This is a genomic window from Cryptosporangium minutisporangium (assembly GCF_039536245.1).
GTDB classification, from domain to species: Bacteria; Actinomycetota; Actinomycetes; order Mycobacteriales; family Cryptosporangiaceae; genus Cryptosporangium; species Cryptosporangium minutisporangium.
Window position 1 is genome coordinate 1 of the sequence record NZ_BAAAYN010000009.1, and the last position, 18,945, is coordinate 18,945.

At 70.2% G+C, this 18,945-nt stretch carries 20 protein-coding genes; 15 read left to right on the forward strand and 5 right to left on the reverse strand.

Translation table 11 applies throughout. The features are described 5' to 3' along the window. Nucleotides 1-204: 204 nt before the first annotated feature. From ABEB28_RS07750 to ABEB28_RS07760, 3 genes are read left to right on the forward strand one after another with little or no spacing between them, the layout of a single operon-like run. Nucleotides 205-507 carry a WXG100 family type VII secretion target gene (locus tag ABEB28_RS07750; RefSeq protein ID WP_345727287.1) on the forward strand — a complete coding sequence of 101 codons (303 nt, stop codon included), beginning with the start codon at nt 205-207 and terminating at the stop codon, nt 505-507. A gap of 4 nt (nt 508-511) precedes the next feature. Further along, nucleotides 512-2,266, forward strand: a complete 1,755-nt coding sequence (locus tag ABEB28_RS07755) for an alpha/beta hydrolase (protein ID WP_345727288.1) — start codon at nt 512-514, stop codon at nt 2,264-2,266. Beyond that, nucleotides 2,263-2,802, forward strand: a complete 540-nt coding sequence (locus ABEB28_RS07760) for a hypothetical protein (RefSeq protein ID WP_345727289.1) — start codon at nt 2,263-2,265, stop codon at nt 2,800-2,802. The genes ABEB28_RS07755 and ABEB28_RS07760 overlap by 4 nt, the downstream gene beginning before the upstream one ends. 26 nt (nt 2,803-2,828) lie before the next feature. Here ABEB28_RS07760 and ABEB28_RS07765 read toward each other — a convergent pair whose 3' ends face one another. After that, a complete protein-coding gene (locus tag ABEB28_RS07765) occupies nt 2,829-3,059 on the reverse strand; it encodes a DUF5708 family protein (RefSeq protein WP_345727290.1) in 231 nt (76 codons plus the stop codon). A gap of 260 nt (nt 3,060-3,319) precedes the next feature. Here ABEB28_RS07765 and ABEB28_RS07770 point away from each other — a divergent pair, with 260 nt between their 5' ends. From ABEB28_RS07770 to ABEB28_RS07795, 6 genes are all read left to right on the forward strand, one after another. Beyond that, entirely contained in the window at nt 3,320-3,787 is a 468-nt protein-coding gene (locus tag ABEB28_RS07770) for a hypothetical protein (RefSeq protein ID WP_345727291.1), read from the forward strand. Beyond that, nucleotides 3,780-4,511: a DUF899 family protein gene (locus tag ABEB28_RS07775; RefSeq protein WP_345727292.1), complete on the forward strand. Its 732-nt coding sequence runs from the start codon at nt 3,780-3,782 to the stop codon at nt 4,509-4,511. Before ABEB28_RS07770 ends, ABEB28_RS07775 begins: the two co-directional genes overlap by 8 nt. 21 nt (nt 4,512-4,532) lie before the next feature. Then, nucleotides 4,533-7,130 (forward strand): winged helix-turn-helix domain-containing protein, encoded by a 2,598-nt coding sequence (locus ABEB28_RS07780; RefSeq protein ID WP_345727293.1) that lies wholly within the window; start codon nt 4,533-4,535, stop codon nt 7,128-7,130. Nucleotides 7,131-7,192: 62 nt separating this feature from the next. Then, nucleotides 7,193-7,615, forward strand: coding sequence for a hypothetical protein (locus tag ABEB28_RS07785; protein ID WP_345727294.1), 423 nt, complete (start codon nt 7,193-7,195; stop codon nt 7,613-7,615). 5 nt (nt 7,616-7,620) lie between these two features. After that, complete coding sequence (locus ABEB28_RS07790; protein ID WP_345727295.1) at nt 7,621-8,961, forward strand: DJ-1/PfpI family protein; 1,341 nt, start codon at nt 7,621-7,623, stop codon at nt 8,959-8,961. Further along, entirely contained in the window at nt 8,958-10,391 is a 1,434-nt protein-coding gene (locus ABEB28_RS07795) for a multicopper oxidase family protein (protein ID WP_345727296.1), read from the forward strand. Before ABEB28_RS07790 ends, ABEB28_RS07795 begins: the two co-directional genes overlap by 4 nt. Here the strand turns inward: ABEB28_RS07795 and ABEB28_RS07800 are convergent. Both ABEB28_RS07800 and ABEB28_RS07805 read right to left on the reverse strand, forming a co-directional pair. Then, nucleotides 10,363-10,800, reverse strand: coding sequence for a VOC family protein (locus ABEB28_RS07800; RefSeq protein WP_345727297.1), 438 nt, complete (start codon nt 10,798-10,800; stop codon nt 10,363-10,365). The two genes, ABEB28_RS07795 and ABEB28_RS07800, sit on opposite strands and share 29 nt — an antisense overlap. 52 nt (nt 10,801-10,852) lie before the next feature. Continuing rightward, on the reverse strand, nt 10,853-11,779 hold the full coding sequence (locus tag ABEB28_RS07805) for an alpha/beta fold hydrolase (RefSeq protein WP_345727298.1): 927 nt from the start codon (nt 11,777-11,779) through the stop codon (nt 10,853-10,855). 30 nt (nt 11,780-11,809) lie between these two features. Between ABEB28_RS07805 and ABEB28_RS07810 the strand changes: the two genes are divergently transcribed. Continuing rightward, a complete protein-coding gene (locus ABEB28_RS07810; RefSeq protein WP_345727299.1) occupies nt 11,810-12,703 on the forward strand; it encodes a LysR family transcriptional regulator in 894 nt (297 codons plus the stop codon). A 26-nt stretch (nt 12,704-12,729) separates the two neighbouring features. Next, entirely contained in the window at nt 12,730-13,932 is a 1,203-nt protein-coding gene (locus ABEB28_RS07815) for an XRE family transcriptional regulator (protein ID WP_345727300.1), read from the forward strand. On the opposite strand, the gene ABEB28_RS07820 is transcribed toward ABEB28_RS07815, so the two are convergent. Continuing rightward, nucleotides 13,913-14,383: an alpha/beta-hydrolase family protein gene (locus tag ABEB28_RS07820; RefSeq protein ID WP_345727301.1), complete on the reverse strand. Its 471-nt coding sequence runs from the start codon at nt 14,381-14,383 to the stop codon at nt 13,913-13,915. The genes ABEB28_RS07815 and ABEB28_RS07820 overlap by 20 nt on opposite strands. A 311-nt stretch (nt 14,384-14,694) precedes the next feature. Between ABEB28_RS07820 and ABEB28_RS07825 the strand changes: the two genes are divergently transcribed. Genes ABEB28_RS07825 through ABEB28_RS07840 form a run of 4 tightly spaced genes read left to right on the forward strand, consistent with a single transcriptional unit; the run spans nt 14,695 to nt 18,315 of the window. Next, complete coding sequence (locus ABEB28_RS07825; RefSeq protein ID WP_345727302.1) at nt 14,695-14,874, forward strand: DUF1269 domain-containing protein; 180 nt, start codon at nt 14,695-14,697, stop codon at nt 14,872-14,874. A 1-nt stretch (nt 14,875) separates the two neighbouring features. Next, complete coding sequence (locus ABEB28_RS07830; protein WP_345727303.1) at nt 14,876-16,321, forward strand: basic amino acid/polyamine antiporter; 1,446 nt, start codon at nt 14,876-14,878, stop codon at nt 16,319-16,321. An 18-nt stretch (nt 16,322-16,339) separates the two neighbouring features. Beyond that, the gene (locus ABEB28_RS07835; protein ID WP_345727304.1) at nt 16,340-17,602 is read left to right on the forward strand and encodes an arginine deiminase; all 1,263 of its coding nucleotides are present in this window, start codon (nt 16,340-16,342) and stop codon (nt 17,600-17,602) included. 44 nt (nt 17,603-17,646) lie between these two features. Next, nucleotides 17,647-18,315, forward strand: a complete 669-nt coding sequence (locus tag ABEB28_RS07840; protein ID WP_345727305.1) for a MarC family protein — start codon at nt 17,647-17,649, stop codon at nt 18,313-18,315. A gap of 4 nt (nt 18,316-18,319) precedes the next feature. Here ABEB28_RS07840 and ABEB28_RS07845 read toward each other — a convergent pair whose 3' ends face one another. Continuing rightward, nucleotides 18,320-18,859: an SHOCT domain-containing protein gene (locus ABEB28_RS07845; RefSeq protein WP_345727306.1), complete on the reverse strand. Its 540-nt coding sequence runs from the start codon at nt 18,857-18,859 to the stop codon at nt 18,320-18,322. Nucleotides 18,860-18,945 lie beyond the last annotated feature (86 nt).

Below are 18,945 nucleotides of genomic sequence, written 5' to 3' on the forward strand. Positions count from 1 at the left end.
CTGCGCGTTGGCTTCTCGGCAATCCGGTGGCGGTGGTCGGGGCGCGCGCCTGAACCTTCCGATCGTTCGACCCGTGACTGATGCGGGGCAGGACTACGATCCGCTTCATTGCGTGTGCGGAGCGTCTCGTTTCGGCCCCACCTGGGGTCCGCGCCGCTACGGTGATGGGCCGATCACCGTACGCCACTCCCGGGGGAGGCGTTGATGGGTACGCGGGTCAATCCCGTCGCTCTGCTCACGGCGGCGGGTGTTGCCGGCCGGTTCGCAGACGTCGTCCGGCAGGAAGCGACGAGCCTCGAGACCGACACCGACGCTGCTGTCCGGGCGCTGCCGGGGTTTCGCACCAGGGAGGTGTTGGATCGGCTGCAGTTCGGCTGGGTCGATGCGTTGGGGCGTCATCGGGACTATCTCGATCGTCTCGGTGATGCACTGTCCGGTGCGGCCCAGGGATACCTGCAGTCGGACGCGGAGACGGCGGCCTCCTTCACCGCCTTGGACCGGTTCTAGCCCGATGGTCGAGCTGGATGACCTGCGCGATGCCCGTCTGTCCGCGGTCGAGTCGACGGGTGCTGCCTGGCGGAAGCTCGCTGTACGTTTCAAGGTGGTGGAGGACGACGCGGTCAGCGACTTGATCGGTCCGCTGCACCACCACTCGCGCTGGGAGGGGACTGCGGCGCAGGCGGCTTACCGCCATCTCGACGGCGTCAACGAGGGCTTTGGTCTGCTGGCCGAGCAGGCGCGGGCGGTCGGCGCGCTGATCGATGCGGCAGCGTCGCGCTTCGCGACCCTTCAACGGCAACTGGACGACCTCGAGCAGGAGGCCCGCGCGGCCGGAGCGCGTGTCCGCGCCGACGGGAGCGTCGAGCCGCCCTACCTGACCGCTACGGAGTCGGCCGATGACCTGTCGGCCCTGGCCGCGGCGCGCCGGAACAACGAGACCGCCCAGGCTTTCGCCGACCGGGTCGCGGCTGTCCTGGCCGAAGCGACTCGGCTCGACGAGGAGTACGCCTCCGCGCTCACCCGGTACATCCATCCGCCCAGCGGGGTGATGAGCCCGTCCGAGGTGCTCAACGCCGCCCGGGATGCGAAGGACAACGCGAAGCTGCTGGGCGCGGACAAGTCGACGATCCCGGAGGGCAAGTCCGCGTGGACGATCAACGAATGGTGGCAGGGTCTGACGGCCGACCAGCGACAGGCCTATCTGACCGCCTACCCCGCCGAGCTCGGACGGCTCAACGGCATCCCGGCGGTCGACCGCAACGCCGCGAACCGGGCTCAGCTGCACCGGCACTTGGCCGAGGTCGAGCAGAAGGCCACCGAGTTCGGGTCCGCCACCGATCAAGGGTGGCGTGACCGGGTCGCTCATGACCGCCGGACCACCGAGAGGCTCCTCCAGCGGCTCGAAGAGTCCGAGTACGGAACCGAGGACACGCCCGTTCCGCTCTACCTGCTGGGGTATGCGCCGGGTGCGGTGGGGAATCCGGACGCGGGCCGGGCGATCGTCGCGGTGGGTAACCCCGACACCGCCACCCACGTCACGACGTTCGTGCCGGGTGTCGCCACCGATATGGACGACGTACCGGGCCTCATGCTCAACCGTGCCATTCCGCTCCAGGTAGAAGCGGACTCCCTCACGCCCAGCGTTCCCGGTGACGTCTCGGTGATCGCGTGGCTGGACTACGACGCGCCGGAGAACTTCCAGCCCTGGAAGCCGGGTGGAGAAGGCAACCTGTCGCTCGCGGGCCATGAGCGCGCCGATCAGGGCGCGGCCCGGCTCGACGCGTTCCTCAACGGCCTGCACGCCACGCACCAGGGGGAGGGCCACTACACCGCTCTGGGGCACAGCTACGGATCCACGGTCGTGGGCACCGCCGCCAGCTCCGGGGACGGCCTGGCCGTCGACGACATCATCGCCGCTGGCAGCCCCGGCATGCGCGTCGCCGAAGCCGGTGACCTCAATCTCGACCGGAACCATGTTTGGGCCGGAGCCGCACCCGACGACCCCATCGTCAACTGGACCGCGGACTCCGCCCACGGCGTGTCACCGGCCAATCCGGAGTTCGGCGCCAACCGGTTTCACGTCGACACCCACGGCCACGGGAACTACTGGATGGAGGGTTCCACCAGCCTGCGGAACCAAGCCGCTGTCGTCACCGGCCAGTACGACCTCCTGCAGCAGACGCCAGGCGCGCTGGACCACACCTCCGACGAGGGCTGGAATTACCGGCAGGCACGAATTCGCGGCGAATCGGTGGACCCACCATGACCCTGCTCCTCGAGCTTGCGACCCGGCGCCGACCTGCCCGTCCGTGGTGGGTCGTGATCGCGCTGAGCCTCGCCGCGGTGCTCGCGGCCTGTTCCCATTCCCCTGATCCGGCCGAGGAGCACCCCTTGCCCACGCGTGACCCCGCCGACGCCAGGGTGGCCATCGCCGCGCTCGCCGGCGAACTGCACCAGCAGATCGCGCCGACCGGAAAGTTCACCAAGGTCGGCGTCAGCGAAATCTGGTGTGAGGATCCGCAGGGCAACGCCTCGGAAGAGGGCCCGTACTCCATCCGCGGCGTCTACCAGGTGTTCCTCCCCGCCGACCAGCACCGCAGCGTCCTCACCCGGCTCGGCCAGGAATGGAAAGCTGCCGGGTGGACCGACGTCACCTACTCGACCTTCGGCGCCGAGGGCGTCAAGGCGAACCTGAAAGGCACCCGTCCCAGCGACGAGGTCACCGTCACCCTCACCTCCGGCGACCCTCCGATCGCATTCGCGCTGGGGATCAGCACGCCCTGCTACGAACGACCCCAGTAGGCCGGGCGCTGAGTCTCCGGCGGACGTCACGCCACCGGGCGGCGCCGCCCGGCTTTGAACAGCGCCCACAGGGTCTCCAGCCCGCCGATGACCATCAGGATGATGCCCAGCTTCGAGGGGGTGAAGAGGACGACATGGTTGTCGGAGCCGAACAGCCACAGCACAAGACCGACCGCGAACGTGGCCAGGCCGCTGATCAACGTCTTCTTCTCGGTGAGCAGCGCGTTCCGGAGTCCACTGTGCTTCTGAGCGTCCATGCGTCTCACGGTAGGTGCCGCTCGGCGGTCGCACGTCCTGCGCGCTGACGAAGCCGGATTACATCTTTCGGAGCATGCCGCGAGGGCTCTGTCGCCGCTCGCCGGCGGGTGGTCGCGCGCGGTTGCCAACCTTCGGCCGAGACCGGCGGGAAGGTTGACGCAACCGATTGGCTGCTATAGCTTCAATAGCAACCAGGTGGTTGCAATATCTGCCAATCGACACCCCAGCGCGATCGGGCTCACATCGAAGGGTCACCCCCATGAGCACGCAGGCCGCTCTGACGTCCGACACCACTGGTCGCCCACGCCCGTGGCGAGCCAGGATCACGGCGGGACTCCGTTTCGCCCGCCACTACCTGGAGATGGTGGCGGCCATGCTCGTCGGGATGGTCGTTCTGGGTTGGCTGGAGTCCCTACTGGCGTCGGCCATCGGCCACCCGCGTGCCCTGGACGGCGCGACGGTGTCGGCGTTGCTGATGGCCGCCAACATGTCGGTAGCGGTGGCCGCTTGGATGTCCGTGCGGCGTCACCGCCTCCCGCTCATCGGCGAAATGGTCGCCGGTATGAGCGTGGGTTTCGTGGCGCTGGTGCCGCTCTGGATGGGTGGGACCGGCCATCACCACGCGGCGACGATGGCCGGGCACGAGTGGATGTACCTCGGCATGCTCGTCGCCATGCTCGGCCGCAGGCAGTACTACTCCGATGAACAGGGGAATACTCATGGCTGACCAATCGATGCCCACCGTCGTCGATCGAGCGACGTTCCAGTCCGAACTGGACCGTCTGCGGGTTCGGGAGAAGGCGCACACGCACGAAGGTGACGCGATCGCCGCGGCGCGGCGGCGGCTGCCGATGGTGGAGATCGACGCCACCATCGAGGTCATCGGCCCTTCCGGACCGATCCCGTTCCTGGACGTCTTCGAAGGCCGGAAGCAGCTGATCGGGTACTTCCATGCCTGGTGGCCCGGCCGCCCGGCCGCGGAGCAGTGCGAGGGGTGCACGTTCTTCAACAGCCAGGTCCGCGAGCTGTCCTACGTCCACTCCCGGGACATCACGTACGCGACGCTCTGCAAGGGCCCGTACGAGGAGAGCATCCGCTACCGGGACTTCCTCGGCTTGGACATGCCGTGGTACTCCGTCGAGAAGACGGCGCCGCAACTCCTGGAGGGCCGCGACTGGCAACGCCACCACCTGGTCTGCTACGTCCGCGACGGCGAGCGAGTGTTCGAGACCTACTACACCGGCGGTCGCGGCGTCGAGATCATGGCCCCCACCCACGGGCTCCTGGACATGACCGTCTACGGACGGCAGGAGACGTGGGAGGACTCTCCCGAAGGCTGGCCCCAGCCCTGGGGTGACGCGCAGAACCCCGAGGTCTGGCGAACGAACGGACGCCCCATCGTGCAGTGGGCCCGCCTGGCGGCCGGACATTCGGACGACCTCGGCACCTGAGCGTCGCTACGCTGAACCGCCATGGAAGGCTCCGGCCCGACACTCCGCCCGAACACGATGAGGGCGACCGTGGTCCGGCGCGCCCGCCTAGCCGAGCGGCTGGACCCGGGAGCCGGTCGCCGGCTCACCGTCGTCGCGGCTCCGGCCGGCTACGGGAAGACGACGCTGCTCGGCACGTGGGCCGGAACCCGGGAACGGGTCGGTTGGCTGACGCTGGACGAGCGCGACAACGACCCGACCCGGTTCCTGTCCTCGCTGATCGGTGCGTTGCGGCAGGGCTCCGGCGAGGGCGAACTGGGGCAGGGCGTGCTGGCCGCGCTCCGCTCGCCGGACGTCCGTCACCCGGACGCGCTGATCGGCGCGCTGGTCAACGAGCTCGCACGGCGGCCGAGCACGGTCGACGTCGTCCTCGACGACTACCACGTCATCACCGGCGACGCGGTGCACCGGGTATGCGCCTTCCTGGTCGAACGCGCGCCGGAGCAGTTGCACGTGGTTCTGTCCGGCCGGGTCGATCCACCGCTGCCGCTGGCCCGGTGGCGGGTCCGCAACGAGCTGGTCCGGCTGGGAGCTGCCGACCTGGCGTTCACGGCGTCGGAAGCCGCGGCGTTCGTGCGGGACGTGATGCGGCTGGACCTGCCGCGGCCGGACCTGATGAGGCTGCACGAGAAGACCGAAGGCTGGGCTGCCGGTCTGCAGATCGCGGCGCTCTCGCTGCGCGGCTGCGCCAACTCCGCGGGGTTCGTCGAGTCGTTCTCCGGCCGGCACCGGGACGTCTTCGACTTCCTCGGTGAGGAGGTCCTCGACCGGCAGCCCGCCGACGCGCGGCGGTTCCTCGTCGAGACGTCGATCCTCGACCACCTGAGCGGACCGCTGTGCGACGCGGTCACCGGCCGGTCCGACGGGCAGGAGACGCTGGAGCGGCTGGAGCGGGAGAACCTGTTCGTCGTCGCTCTGGACGACGAACGCCGGTGGTACCGGTACCACCATCTCTTCGCGGACTTCCTGCGTGCCCGGCTGGGCCCCGAGCGCGGCGAACTCCACGTCCGCGCGTCCCGCTGGTGCGAGGCGAACGGCGCCCTGCCGGACGCGATCGGACACGCGATCGCGGCGGCCGACCACGACCGCGCGGTCGACCTGATCCAGCGGGGCACGGACGACGCCTGGAGCCGCGGCGAGGTGCCGACCGTGCTCGGCTGGATCGAGGCGTTGCCCGCCGACGTGGTGCGCGATCAGCCCACGCTCGTGCTCCAGCAAGCGCTGGCCCTGGCGCTGACCGGGAAGCCGGACCGGGCGGAGCGGCTCGCCGCGTCCGTCGGCTGCGAGGAATCCGTGCCGGCGGGGTTCTCGGCCGCCGTCCGGTCCTGGTGCGCCCGGCTCCGCGGCGATCTGCCCTCCGCGATCGACCTCGCCCGGCAGGCGCTCGCACTCCTGCCCGCGGACCGGGGCGGGCTCCGCGTCTTCGCCGCGGACTCCTTGGGCGACGCACTGTGGTCACTCGGCGATCTCCCGGCGGCGGAGACGGCCCTCGCCGACGCCGCCGCGATCGGCCGCGACGCCGGCCACGTCTACGGCACGCTCTCGGCGCTGACACTGCTCGCGCGGGTCCAGTCCGAGCGCGGACGGCTCGGCCGGGCACACGCCACGCTCCTGCGGGCCGAACGGTACGTACTGCAGCAGGACATGGAGGCGTCCTCGGCCACGGCGGCGATCCACCTGGGGCTGGCGGCGCTGCGGTACGAGCGTGACGATCTGGACGCCGCGGAGGAGGCGTTCCGCACGGGCGTCGAGTCGGCCGAGCGGACCGGGAACGTCACGGACCTGACCTGGGGTCTGGTCGGCCTCTCCCGGCTCGAACACGCCCGCCACCGAACCGACGCCGCGCTCGGCACCGCCGCACGGGCGGAGCGGGTCGCCCGGGACTACGGGGCGAACCCGGAGGCCGTGGTCGCCGCGGCCTGGATGGTGCGGCTCCGCCTGCGGCGCAGTGAACTCCCGGAGGCCGCGGCTGCCGAGCAGACCCTGGCCCGGCACACCGAGGCCGGAACGCCGGGCGCGGAGATCCCCGGCCGGCTGGCCACGGCGAGGCTGCTGCACGCCCGCGGGCGCTCCCGCGATGCATTGGACCAGCTGCGGCCGCTCCGCGACGCTGCCCAGACGGCCGACCGGGGCCGGGATCTCCTCGAGATCCTGGTGTTGCAGGCGCTCGCGCACGCGCAGGCGTCGATGCCGGACGAGGCCGCCGCGACGCTGGCCGACGCGTTCGGGCGAGCGGCGCCGGAGCACTACGTCCGGACGTTCGTCGACGAAGGCCCGGCGCTGGCCGCACTGCTCCCGCGGGTCCCGGGCTCCGAGGAACTCCGTGCCGCGTTCGCGCGTCAGGCCGCCCCACCGCAGGCGGCGCTCGTCGAGCCGATGACCGATCGGGAGTCGGACGTCCTGCGGTTGCTCGCGGTGGGCAAGAACAACCGGGAGATCGCGGCGGAGCTGTTCGTCAGCGTCGGCACCGTCAAGACGCACCTGAACAACCTGTACCGCAAGCTCGGCGCGCACAGCCGGACGCAGGCGGTCGCGCGGGCCAGGGCGCTGAATCTGCCGTCGATCTCTACCTTTCGGTAGAGCCGTCGGGGGGACGCTGATCGATAGCTTCCTGGCGATCGTCCGCCAGGAGGGAGAACGACGTGCTGCGGTTCCTGCGCCACCTCGTCGAGATGCTGCTCGCGATGGGTGTCGGCATGGCCGTCCTCGGGATCGGCCTGATGGTCGTCGGTGAGCCGCCCGGGTACGAGGGCCCGCTGGTCACCTACGGCGCCATGGGTGTCGCGATGGCGGTCCCGATGGTCGCGTGGATGCGCTACCGCGGCCACTCCTGGTCCGACGGCGGGCAGATGACCGCGGCGATGCTCGTGCCGATGTTCGTCCTGGTGATTCCGGTCGTGCTGGACGTCGCCCCGGCCTGGCTCGCGGCCGAGGGCACGCTGATGGTGCTGACCCACGTGGCGATGGTCGGCGGCATGGTCGCGTACATGCTCGTCCGCCGTGACCAGTACACCCAGGGTCATCACCGGCACTCGGCGCCGCAGCCCGACAGCGCCCTCGGCTGACGGGCATGAGCCGGATCCTCACGCGGATTGCCCGGGTCGCCGTCTACCTGATCGCGTTCGTCGTACCACCGGTCCTGATCAGCGTCTTCGGGGTGCGGGCCGCGCAGGCCGACCGCTACGAACCACCGCCCGCCGAGCGGAGCGCCCAGGTGACGCCGCCCGCCCACGACCCGGCGAAGCCGACCGCGGTCGTGCTGCTCAACCACGGTGGAACCGAGGTCACCGACGCCCTGGCCCCGTTCCAGGTCTTCGTGGAGTCCGGAGCGTTCAACGTCTACCTGGCGGCGCCCACGAAGCGGCGGGCGACGCTCAGCGGCGGACTGGACGTGCTGCCCCAGTTCTCGCTCGCCGACCTGGACCGCCGGCTCGGCGGCCGGTCGCCGGACGTCGTCGTCGTGCCCGCGATGTGGCGGGTCGGGTCCGACGGACAGCGGCCGGTCGCCGACTGGCTGCGGAAACACGCCTCGGGCATCGGCACGCTGATGTCGGTCTGCGACGGCGCCGAGGTCCTCGCCGACGCCGGGCTGCTGGACGGACGGCGCGCGACCGCGAGCTGGGCCAACCTGCCGAAGTGGAAGAAGCGGTACCCGGACACGCAGTGGGTGCAGGGCAGCCGCTACGTCCAGGACGGCACCGTTCTCACCAGCGCCGGTGTCACGTCCGGTGTCGTCGCCGCGCTGCACGTCGTCCGGGAACGGCTGGGCGAACCGGCCGCGACCGCGCTGAGCGAGCGCATCGGCTACCCCGACACCCGGCTCGGTGACGAGCCCCGGATCCCGGTCGACACCCTGAGCCCCGCCGATCGCGCCCTCTACGTGCTGCGCGCCGCCTGGACCCCGAACAAGCCGAGGATCGGGGTGGTGGTCACCGAGGGCGCGTCGGAGATCGAACTCGCCTCCGCGTTCGACGCCTATCCGGGGCCGTCGTTCACGTCGCGGACCACGTCGCTGGGGTCCTCGCCGGTGCGGTCCGCGCACGGCCTCACGTTCGTTCCGCGCTACACCGTCGAGAACGCTCCGGAACTCGACCGTCTCGTGGTGCCCGGCCGCGAGGTACCGCCCGACGTGCGCGCGTGGGCCGAGGACAGCGGCGTTCGGCCGCACTACGTGCACGTGGGCACGACCGGGTTCCCGTTCGACGCGACGCTGCGCGACCTGGCCGAACACGAGAACGTGCCGCTCGCCCGCTTCAACGCTCGGCTGCTCGAGTACCCGACCGGCCACCTGTCGTTCACCGGCCCGGGCTGGCCGGTGCTACCGCTGGTCGCGCTGGTGGCCGTCGGGCTACTGGGGCTCGGGACCGTCGGCGCGCTCGACGTCGTCATCCGGAGGAGGAGAAAGCAGTGACGCAGACCGTCAGCCTGGAACCGGAGGACGAGTTCGACCTGCACATCGGACCGATTCGCAAGCGAATCGGCGGGGACGAGATCCCGATGCTCGCCTACAACGGCTCCGTTCCCGGCCCGACGCTACGCGTGCGCCAGGGCTCGGAGGTCACGGTGCACGTCACCAACGACAGCGACGCCGACACGACCGTGCACTGGCACGGCCTCCGGCTGGAGAACCGGTTCGACGGCGTGCCGGGGCAGACCCAGCCGCCGATACCACCGGGCGGGACGTTCGCGTACCGCCTGCGCTTCGGAGATCCGGGCCTGTACTGGTACCACCCGCACCTCCGCGAGGACTACGGCCAGGAGATGGGGCTGTACGCGCCGATCGTGGTCGAGCCGGCGAACGCCGCGTACTGGCCGCCGGTCGACCGGGACCTGACGATCACGCTCGACGACGTGCTGCTGGAGGACGGGCAGATGGTGCCGTTCGACCGCTCCGGGCCGAACTTCGCCGCGATGGGACGCTTCGGCAACGTGCTGCTCACCAACGGCGAGACGACGTTCACCGCGCGGGCGGCGGTGGGGGAGGTGGTCCGGCTGTATCTGGTGAACACCGCGAACACCCGGATCTTCCGCGTCGCGCTGCCGGGGGCACGGATGAAGCTCGTCGGTAGCGACTCCGGCCGCTACGAGCAGGAGGCGTTCGTGTCGTCGGTGCTGCTCGCGCCGTCGGAGCGGGCCGTCGTCGACGTGCGGTTCGACAGCCCGGGGCAGGTCGGGCTGGAGCACCGGACGCCCGAGCGGGTCTACGAGCTCGGATCCTTCTCCGTCGCGGGTGCGGCCGCGTCGTTCGCGTCGTTCGAGTCGTTGCGCACGGACCCGGAGCTGACCGAGATCCGTCGCGGTCTCGGACCGCAGCTGGAGCGGGAGCCGGACAAGACGCTGACGTTCGTCGCCGAGATGCCGGGGATGCATCATCACCACCACCATCACGACCACGACGCCGGGGACGGCATCGAGTGGGAAGACACGATGCCGGAGATGAACCGCGCCTCCGACCCGTCGAACACGGTGTGGAAGCTCGTCGACGCGGACACCGGTGCGGAGAACCACCAGATCGCGTGGACCTTCACCGCGGGCGACACGGTCAAGATCCGGCTGGTCAACACCCGGGAGTCCGACCACCCGATGCACCACCCGTTCCACGTGCACGGTGCCGGTCGGTTCCTCGTGCTGGCCAGGGACGGCGTCATCGAGCCCAACCTGGCCTGGAAGGACACGGTCCTGCTGCGAACCGGCGAGACCGTCGACATCTTGCTGCACGTCACGAATCCCGGGCGATGGATGGCGCACTGCCACATCGCCGAGCATCACGAGAGCGGGATGATGTTCAGCTTCGACGTGAGAGGAGCGTCGTTCAGCGAAGTTCCTCGACCAGCCCGATGATGACGCCGGCGGGGCCGCGGACGTAGCAGTACCGGTAGTGGTCCTCGTACTGCGCCAGTTCGCCCACGAGCTCGGCGCCGTGACCGCGCAGCCGGTCGACGACGTCCTCGACCGCATCGACGACGAAGGTGAGCCGAGGGATGCCCGGGGTGTTCACCGGCTCCCACGGCGCACGGCCGGTGGCCACCGGCCGATGGAACGTCGACAGCTCGACCCGGCTCTGGCCGTCCGGGGTCCGCAGGAAAGCAAGGTCCGAACGCACGTCATTCAGCCCGACGAGCTGGTCCACCCAGGCGCCCTCGACCGTGGTCTCGCCCTCCAACTCCAAGCCCAGTTCGACGAAGAATCCGATCGCCGCCGCGAGATCCTCCACCACGAAGCCGACGTGATCCATCCGGTGAATCGCCATGATCTCCTCCTCGTCGTACGGCCGCCGCTCGTGGCCGCGGCATGGATGTGCGTTAGGCGCCCAGTACGTGCCTGTGCAGCTGCGGTAGGACCACATCCCACACGGCGGGCGGCGGGATTTCGTGACCCACTCCCGCGAGGCGTACGAGCCGGGCCCCCGGGATCACTCGCGCGAGCGCCTCCCCGTGCGGGAGCGGAAACATCGGGTCGTCGGCGCTGTGCAGGACGAGGGTCGGCACCCGGATCTCGGCCGGGTCCACCGCGGTTCCGGAGCCGGCGACGAAGTGGTTCATCATCGACGACGCCATGTCGCGGCTGCGGCGCACTTCGAGGGTCGCCAGGGCGCGCACCCGCGGCTCGTCGAGCCCGAGCGGGCCGGCGAACGGGCGCTCCACGTCGACACGGTAGTCGATGACCCTGTTCTCATCGGTCCAGTCGATCTCCGGCTCGGGTTCCTCCCAGGTCGCGGCCACCGCGCGGCTCGGCGGCGGCAGTTCCCCGTGGTCGCCACCTGCGGGGCTGGTCTCGACGAGCGTCAGGGACCGCACCCGCTCGCGGTTGCGCACCGCGATGTTCTGCGCGATGCCGCCCCCCATCGACATGCCGACGAGATGCGCTTCGTCGATGCCGAGCGCATCGAGGATGCGGAGTGGATCGTCCGCGAGGTCATCGCCGGTGTAATCGGGCCGTCCCGGCGGGGACGCGCTCGATTGACCGGTATCCCGGTGGTCGTACCGGATCACTTGCAACTGGCCGGCGCCGAGCAGGTCGCAGAATTCGGGGGTCCACCAGTCCATCGACTGGGCGCCGCCGGCGAGAAGCAGCAGCGCGGGTGCGCCGGTGGGGCCGCGGCGCTCGATCGCCAACTCGACGCCGTCGAGTTCGAGGATTTCGGTGTCGGCAGTGGATGCACGGTAGGTAGTCATGCCGATGACCGTAGATTCGCCGAGACATCGAGAAAAGCGATTGTCAACGATCAAATCAATCGCTAGCCGTTATGCTCTGCCGTCATGGCCGACGTCGAGCTGCGCCACCTGCGGACCCTGGCAGCCATCGCCGAGGAGGGCACGTTCGGCCGGGCAGCCGATCGGCTCGGTTACACCCAATCGTCGGTGAGCCAGCAGATCGCCGCGCTGGAGAAGGCCGTCGGTGGAGCCGTCTTCGACCGTCCCGGAGGTCCGCGGCCGGTACGGATCACTCCCCTTGGCGAGGTGGTCTTGGGCCATGGACGCGACCTGCTCACGAAGGCGGAGGCACTGGCCGACGCCGTTGATCGCTTCCGGGCGGGTCACGGCCGGATCGACATCGGCACCTTCCCGGGGGTGTCGAACCTGATCCTGCCGACCGTCGTGCGCCGCCTGCTGGACGAGCACCCCGGCTGCGACATCAGGCTGTCCGAGGTGGAACCGGAGGATCCGCAGCTCGGCGACCTCGATCTGCTGTTCCACGACGGCCGGATCGAGGGCGACGTCGAGCACGTCAAGCTGTTCGACGAGCAGTACCTCCTGGTGGCGGGCGCCGACGCGTTCCCTCCGGGTCCCGTGCCGGTGAAGCTGCTCAACGACGTTCCGATGGTCGCCTGGCCTCCGACCTATCACCAGCGATGGTTGGAGCGTGCGCTCGCTACCGGCGGCGCGCGGCCACGGATCGTGTTCCGGACCGCCGGACACGAAACCATCCTCTCGATGGTGCGGGCAGGCATCGGCTCGGCGGTGCTGCCGTGGCTCGCGCTCCACGGCTCCGACGCCTGGTCCGACGATCGGTTGGGCATCCACCAGCTGCGGCCCTCGCCCGCCCGCGAGATGTACCTGCACTGGCCGGCCGAGCGCACCCAATCGCCGCTCGTGAGCCGAGCCATCGACATCGCCGTCGACGTCGCCGGCGACCTGGCCGGCCAGATGTGATGACGCGTGGCTCTACAGTTCGACCAGTGACAGCATCCGATCGGTCGGCAACCGCTGAACGTCGCGTCGTCGCCGACCAGGACGCGTGGTGTGCGACTCGAACAGCGCTCAACGCCCATCGGCCCGAGCTGACCCGCCTCGCCGCTCAGCTCTACCCGCCCGACTGGCGAGTGGCCGACGCGGACCTGCTCGCCGCACCCGGCTGGATTCCGCCGACGCCGATTCCGCTGGCACGGGTGGCGCTCTCCTACCGCGAGGACGTACCGCCACCGGCGGTGACAGGGGCGGAGCCGGTCGCCGAGGAGACCCGTCCACTGGCGGACGTCGACCGCCGCTACCCGCGGTACAGCGAGGCGATGGCCGACCTGGCGCGTCCCCGACTGTTCGACGACCGCGAGTCGTATCGCCTGGTGCACGTCGACCTCGACCCGGCCCGCCCACGCCTGGAGCTCGGCCGCACCAGCTACTTCGAGCAGCTGGACGTCGTCGAGCCGCTGGCACACGAGCTCGCTCGGGCGAACCGCGGCCCCGACGGCGGCACGGGCCGACCGAACTGGGCGCGCGTGCCGTTTCGACGCCTGCTCGGCGACCCCTTCGACCTGGCTCGCCGGGCGCTCCTGCCGTCGATCGACACCCTGACCATCCGCTGGGATCGCCGCCAGGACAGCCGCACTTTCCTGCTGCACCACCGCGATCCGCAAAAGGTGGCCGTCGCCGGCGGCACCACCCACGTCATGCCCTGCGGGGTCTTCCAGCCGTCCAGCTCCGATCCGGCTGCCCGCGTCGCAGACTTCGATCTCTGGCGCTGCCTGATGCGCGAGTATGCCGAGGAGTTCCTCGGCCACACCGAGTACGGCGCCGACGGCAGGCTCGTCGACTACACCGACGAGCCGTTCCGGTCCCTCGATGAGGCGTACCGCGCCGGGCGACTGCGCGTCTTCGTTCTCGGGCTGGCGCTCGACGCGCTGACGCTCGTCGGGGAGATCCTCACCGTCTGCGTGCTCGACGCAGACGTGTACGACGACGTCTTCGCCGACGTGGCGGCCGCCAACGCCGAAGGCCGGTCGGAGTCCGCCTTGCCGTTCGCGCAGGACGTCATGGATCGGCAGCTGGGCGAGGGTCGGATGGCGCCGGGCGGTGCCGGCTGTCTGCGCCTTGCGTGGGAGCACCGGGCGATCCTGTTCGAGCCGGGCGGGCCGGATGGCCGCGTCAGTCGTCCGGGACGGTGAGCAGCTGCATGAGCGCCGCGGTGCGTTCCGGGGTCCATCCAGGTGGTGGCGCGATCTCGGCCCAGGCGGCCGTCGGCAGGGTGCCGAAGCTCTCGCCGAAGACGAGCAGCTTCGGACGCTCGGTCCGTGGCAGCCGGGACCAGACCGCGTACACCTGGTCGAAGAGGTCACGCGCGGCTTCCCTGGCCCGTTCCTCGTCCGTGAGGAAGGAGATCGGGCTCGGGAGATAGGAGTACTGCATCGCGGCCAGGGCGGTATCGCCCCGGTACATGTACTCCAGTGGGTCCACGGCCTGCGGGTTGACCCAGCCGGTGCCGGTGGTGGTGACCAGGCAGAGCGTCTCCCGGTGGAAGGCGCCGGTGCGCTGGAGTTCCCGCACCGCCAACGCGGCCCGTTCCCGTGAGGTCGGCGCCGTGTCGAGACCCACGTAGACCCGGATCGGCGGACGCACGCCGGGCCCGGAGAACCGTTGCAGGTCGACGGCGTTGGGTCGCCCGGTGGCGCTTCGCCGCTGCGTGGACTCATCGGACTCCGATCGCCGTCCCCGCCGAGCACGAGCGTGCCGACGACGTGGCTACGCCACCTCATCCGCACCGGCTGAACTTCCACCGCGCCGACACCGCGGACAGCGCACGACGGCGCACCTCACCCGCCGCGAATGAGGTGGCCGCCACCGTCCGATCCGTACGGTCCTTTTGAGCTGCGGCAGAGCGCGGCAGCCGGGCGGCCTACTCGCTCGAGCCACGGCAGACGGAGGTACCCATGTCCGACCTGATCATCATCGGATACGACGATCACGACACCGCGGCGTACGCGAAGGTCATCGAGCTCCAGCGCGACCACGTCGTCGAGGCGCTGCGGCCGTTCGGCGGCGAGGTTCTCCAGACGTCGCTGTCGCACGCGCAGGAGAAGGAACTGGCCGAGGAACTCGGCGTGGCCTGACATGGCCGGGACCGAGACTGCACCGCGCCCGTCCACCGTCCAGAAGTTGTCGTTCCTGACGATGACCTCGATGGTGGTCGGGTCGATGATCGGCGCCGGCGTGTTCTCGCTGCCGCGCCGCTTCGCGCAGGAGACCGGGATCTACGGTGCGCTGATCGCGTGGTCGATCGCGGGTGCGGGCATGCTCATGCTCGCCTTCGTCTTCCAGACGCTGGCCGTGCGCAAACCGGAGCTCGACGCCGGGGTCTACGCGTACGCGAAGGCGGGATTCGGCGAGTACCTGGGGTTCTTCTCCGCCTTCGGTTACTGGGCCAGCGCGTGCGTGGGCAACGTGACGTACTGGGTGCTCATCATGTCGACGATCGGCGCGGTGGTACCGGCGCTCGGTGACGGCGACACCGTGTTGTCGATCGTGCTGTCGACGATCGGCGTCTGGGTGTTCTTCTACCTGATCCAGCGGGGCGTGAAGGACGCAGCGGTCCTCAACCGCATCGTCACGATCGCGAAGATCGTTCCGATCCTGGTGTTCGTCCTGCTCGCGCTGTTCGCGCTGGATCCGGGCGTCTTCGTCGACAATCTGCGCGGCGGCGCGCAGACGGAATCGCTGTTCGAGCAGGTCAAGGGCACGATGCTGATCACCGTCTTCGTGTTCCTCGGCGTGGAGGGCGCCAGCGTCTACTCCCGCCACGCCGAACGGCGCGAGGACGTCGGGCGAGCCACCGTGCTGGGGTTCCTCGCGGTCTTCGCCGTGTTCGCCTCGGTGACGATCGTGTCCTACGGCATCCTGCCGAGCAGTGAGATCGCCGAGCTGCGGCAGCCGTCGATGGGCGGTGTGCTGGAGGCAGCCGTCGGCGAGTGGGGCATGGTCCTGGTCAGCGTCGGGCTCGTCGTCTCGGTACTCGGTGCCTATCTGGCCTGGACGCTGATGGCCGCCGAGGTGCTCTACGTCGCGGCCAAGGACGGCGACATGCCGCGGTTCCTGCGGCGTACCACGGCCGGCGACGTGCCGTTCGCGGCGCTGCTGCTGACCACGATCCTGATCCAGATCGTCCTGGTCGTCACGTACTTCTCCGAGGACGCGTTCAACTTCGCGCTCGACCTGACCAGCGCGTTGAGCCTCATTCCGTTCCTGCTCGCGGCGGCGTACGCGTTGAAGCTCGGCGTGACCAGGGAGACCTACACCGAGCAGCCGCAGGGATGGCGGCGGGAACTGACCGTGGGCGTGCTGGCCGTCGTGTACACGATCTTCCTGCTCGTCGCCGCCGGCCCGAAGTTCGTCCTCGTGTCGTTCATCCTCTACGCCCCGGCCACGATCCTGTTCGTCATGGCCCGCCGGGAGCAGGGCCGGCAGCTGTTCTCCGGCCGCGAAGCCGTCATCTGTGTCATCTCGGTCCTCGGAGCGCTCGTCGGCATCGGCGCGCTGGCCGCGGGCTGGATCTCCATCTGACCCACCTGGAGGTAAGTCATGGTCAGCAACAACGGAGCCAGCGCTGCAACCCTCGGCGTGCACTCGGAGGTGGGCCGGCTGCGCAAGGTTCTGGTGTGCGCTCCCGGGCTCGCCCATCGGCGGCTCACCCCCAGCAACGCCGACGACCTGCTCTTCGACGACGTGATGTGGGTCGAGAACGCGCAGCGCGACCACGCCGACTTCGTCAACAAGCTCCGCGGGCGCGGCGTGGAGGTCGTCGAGCTCCACCAACTGCTCGCCGACACGATGGCCATCCCCGAGGCGAAGACGTGGCTGCTCGACCGCAAGATCGTCCCGAACGAAGTCGGGATCGGCCTGATCAGCGATACCAGGGCGTTCCTCGAGGAGCTCAAGCCGCGCGAGCTCGCGGACTTCCTCATCGGCGGCCTGGCCACCGCGGACCTGCCCAGCGACTTCCGCTCCGGCTACGTCGCCCTCGCCCGCGAGGCCACCGGCGTCCGCGAGTACCTCATGCCGCCGCTACCGAACACGCTCTACACCCGCGACACGACGTGCTGGCTGTACGGCGGCGTGACGCTGAACCCGCTCTACTGGCCCGCCCGTCACGACGAGACCCTGCTGATGAAGGCCGTCTACCAGTTCCACCCCGACTTCATCGGCTCGCCGGTCTGGTGGGGTGACCCCGAGCAGGACTGGGGACTGTCGACGTTCGAGGGCGGCGACGTCATGCCGATCGGCAACGGCGTCGTCTTGACCGGAATGAGTGAGCGCACGTCGCGGCAGGCCATCACCCAGGTGGCCGCGGCGCTGTTCGCCGCGGGCGCCGCCGAGCGTGTCGTGGTCGCCGGCATGCCCAAGCTGCGCGCCGCGATGCACCTCGACACGATCTTCACGTTCGCCGACCGCGACATCGTCACGCTGTACCCGACGATCGTGGACGGCATCCACACGTTCTCGCTGCGCCCCAGCGACCGTGCGCCGGGCGTCGAGGTGGTCGACGAGGGCGACCGCGCCTTCGTCGACGTGGTCGCCGAATCCCTCGGGCTGAAGGAACTACGGGTCATCGAGACCGGCGGCGACGTGTACGCCTCCGAGCGGCAGCAGTGGGATAGCGGCAACAACGCGGTCGCCGTCGAGCCGGGAGTCGTCTTCACCTACGACCGCAACACCCAGACCAACACGCTGCTCCGCCGGGCCGGGGTCGAGGTCATCACGATCGTGGGCGCCGAGCTGGGCCGCGGTCGCGGCGGCGGTCACTGCATGACCTGCCCGCTCATCCGCGACGCCGTCGACTTCTGAGGAGTCGACAGCCCGCGGCCCACCCGTTCGGAGCGGAGGAACCGGTGTCGTTCGACCATGACGCTCTGGTGCTGTTCCTGGCACTGTTCGCGCTCTACAGCCCAGTCGCTGCGCTCTCGTCCTACCTGCCGATCGTCCGCCCGTACACCCACCCACAGCAGTTGCGCCTCGCCGTGGGGCTGGTCGTCAACGTCGCGGCGTTCGTCCTGCTGGCGATCTGGGTGGGGGAGCCGCTGCTGGAACTCCTCGGCATCAGCACCGCGGCGCTGACCGCAACCGGCGGCATCGCACTCCTGTTCGCCGCGATCCCGCTCATGCGCGGTACCTCCGAAACGCCACCGCCGGCCTCGGACGACACCGGGGCCGGGCCGGAACCGGCTGCACCGGCCGCACCGGCGGCGGCACGATCGGTGCTGTTCTCGCCGATCACGTTCCCGTTGACGGTCGGAGGCACCACGTTCGCGTTCGGCGTCGCGGCCTCCGCAGACGTGGGGGGCGTCACCGGCCGGCTGTGGCTCTCGGTCGCCGCAGCGGCCTACGCGGTGGTCACCGGCGTGACCCTGTACCTCTCCGGGCACGTCGAGCGGCGCATCTCCGACGCGGCGTCGGCCGTCCTCGACCGCGTCGCGGGGGTCCTGCTCACCAGCATCGCCGTCGTCCTGCTCACCAACGGCTTCACCGAGCTCGTCCTCGCCGCGGTGGATCGCAGCTGATGGCTCACCCGTCGAGTCCGGTGGCGAGCAGGCGAGTCTTGGCCGTCTGGAATTCCTGTTCGGTCAGAAGCTCGTCGTCGCGGAGACGGGCGAGGCCGGCGAGCTGGGTCACCAGGTCGTCGGGGCGGCCGACCGACTCGTCGGGGCCGACGCCGGCCGCGCACTCGATCGTCCGGCCCGTCGCGGATCGGAGGGCGGTGGCATCGACCGCGCCCCCGTTCTCCGCCATCGTGTGGGCCATCCGGTCCAGCCACGTGTACTCGATCACCGCGACGAGAGCGGACGTGTCGGACGAGAGCCGGTCCGCGATCGCCGCCAGCTCCGTCGAGGAGACCAGTGAGGGGTCTCCGGCCGAGGACTCCCACGGTCCGGGCGACGTGCGGCGATCAGCCTGCACGGATCCGTCGGGCCGACGGGTGAGCACCACGAGGTCGCGGATCGTCGCCGTGCCGCGTGCGACCAGATCGGCCAGTTCGGCCGGGAGCGCGGGGGCGTCCTGCCCGCCCGGGAAGGTGAGGACGAGGAGCTCCAAGGGCGTGATCATGGATGCCGTCCTCTCGACGTCTTCCGGGGACGGCGTCGAGCGTGCCTCGTCCAGGAGGCGACCACCTCATCCCGATCGGATGATCC